Origin of the sequence: Caldicoprobacter sp. (assembly GCF_047459465.1) — a bacterium.
GTDB lineage: Bacteria > Bacillota > Clostridia > Caldicoprobacterales > Caldicoprobacteraceae > Caldicoprobacter.
Genome location: NZ_VSCO01000204.1, coordinates 1 through 2,400, shown reverse-complemented (window position 1 = coordinate 2,400; position 2,400 = coordinate 1). Strand labels below are relative to the sequence as shown.

The following is a 2,400-nucleotide window of genomic DNA, read 5'->3' as shown; positions in this document are numbered from 1 at the left end:
AAAAATGAGAAACATTCCACAGATATCTGATGCCGAGTGGAAAGTAATGAAGGTTATCTGGGCAAAATCCCGCTGTACTGCCAGTGAGGTAATTCAGGAGTTGTCGTCATGTACAAGATGGAAGCCCAAAACGGTCAAAACTTTGCTTTCTAGACTGGTTAAAAAGGGCGTTTTAGGATATGAAGAGCGCGATCGTGCCTATGTATATTATCCGCTCATCGATGAAGAGGAATGCATAAAAAAGGAGAGCAGGTCTTTTTTGGAGCGGGTATACAATGGTTCCCTTAGCAGGATGTTGATTACTTTCATTAAGGAGGCAAAGCTCACCGACAGGGAAATAGATGAACTCAAAAGGATATTGGATGAGAAGAAGGAATGAGGTGGAGGGGTATACCATATGGATCAATTTCCCGCAGTTTTCAGATGGGTGTTACACGCATCCCTGATGGCCAGCATATTAACGGTTGTTATCATTTTATTAAAGTATATGTCGCGTAACAAATTTGGCATACAATGGCATTATGCCGTATGGTTTATTGTGATAATACGGCTATTGTTGCCTTTTGCGCCGCAAAGCCATATAAGCCTCTTTAACCTTTTTGTTGTAGTACGTGGTGAGATTTTCGAGGGTGAAATGCGCCCTCAAGTTTCAAATGTACAATTTGACGATGGCATGGTGGATGAAGACATAACAGGTTTAAGGGTAAGGGACGGCGAAAAACAGCGTAGAATGGATGATGCGGCAAGTTCCGTAGAAGGGGTGGTAGGGATAGAAGAACAGCTGGGGGATGAAGCACAGCAGCAATATTCCATCCAAAATAATGTGTCGGTGGAAAGCCAGGAAGGCTCACCGGTAATACAAAAACCAGTATACAGCAAAAGGGCGTTACTAGGTTCAGTGAAGGAGCATATATCAGGCCTAGAAGTTTATCAGGCGATGTATTATTTGTGGCTAATAGGGGTTATCTTGTTAGGCTTGTACATGCTGGCGGGTAATATAAAATTATGGCAGCATTTGAAGCGAGAAAGAGCAAATGTAGGGGATGAAATCATTCATATACTGGACGAATGCAAAAGCTTACTCAAAATACGGCAAAGAGTGGAAGTAAGGTATACGGATTTGGTGAAAGTGCCAGTGCTCTTCGGCCTGGTGACTCCTAAAATTTTGATTCCCAACTCTATAAAACAGGCCATTACCCATTCGGAGATAAAGCACATATTTCTTCATGAACTGGCTCATTTAAAGAGAAAAGATATAATTGTAAATTGGCTAACTAACGTACTTCAAGTTCTTCACTGGTTTAATCCAATTATTTGGCTAGCATTTGCCAAGATGTGCGAGGATCGCGAAGTTGCTTGCGATGCAACGGTCTTATATTACTTGCGAGAAGATGAGAAGAAAAAATATGGCGAGACCCTCATAAACATCCTGGTCAAGGGTAGTGCCCCTGTTAAATTGTCAGGCGTAACTGGCATTGTGGAGAGCAAATCGCAGGTTAAGAAGAGGATCGAGATGATAGCAGGTTTTAATAAAAAACAGTATAAATGGTCATTGGCGGCTATATTGGTATTGCTGCTTATGGGTTGTAGCATGCTTACTGATCCAACCAGGCAAAATGTTAATGAAAACGGCCATAACGCTCTGGATGGTGAGACAAATGTGCGGGCAGAGGATAGTTATGACATTGATAATTCTGTCCTGTACAGCTATAGCGTTCTGGCAGACCCTGTATCGGAGGATAATTTGGAAAACTGGTTTATAAAGGCGGGGTACATTACGCAGCAGGGGGAATGGGTTTATTTTTATGGCCTGCCTTTGGATAGAAAAGGTGGCGCTTATTCGTTGTCTTCAGGGCCGATATACAGGATTAAGCTGAACGGGGCCGACAAGACAAAGGTTGTGGACGGCAATGTAAAATATGTGGGCATGTATGAAGATTGGCTATATTATAAGGAAGGCAATAGCCTTTATAGAATCAATGTCCAAAGCGGAGATAAAGCCCTATTGGCTCAAAATGCATATGGAAGCGTAGCGATGGATGATGAATGGATATTTGTGGCTACTCGGGATGGGCTTCTAAGAATGTGCCATGATGGCCAGGGAAAGGAGCTGTTTGTGAAAGGGTGTGTAAGGGACGTTTTGGTCCATGATGGGTGGGTTTATTATACGACCGATGATAGCTTGAACAGAATAAGCGTCGATGGCCAACAGCGTTCGGTATTATCAAAAAGAACGATCGGGAATATAGGTATTTGGAAAGATAAACTATACTATTCGCTGGTGCATGAAAAGGTCCAAACCTTTCAACCGCAAACCTATTACGAAGGTCTTGTGATGCGGATTCATGATGTGCCCTATGTAATTCTGGATGCCGAAGTTTATAGGATGAATTTGGATGG

At 42.5% G+C, this 2,400-nt stretch carries 2 protein-coding genes; both read left to right on the top strand.

Features of this window, described 5'->3' with window-relative positions; genetic code table 11:
- Nucleotides 1-379 (top strand): BlaI/MecI/CopY family transcriptional regulator (locus tag FWJ59_RS09340; RefSeq protein WP_414481663.1); only part of this gene is annotated, 379 nt, incomplete at its 5' end.
- 18 nt (nt 380-397) lie between these two features.
- The coding region (locus FWJ59_RS09335; RefSeq protein WP_414481662.1) for a M56 family metallopeptidase at nt 398-2,400 on the top strand (2,003 nt) is incomplete at its 3' end.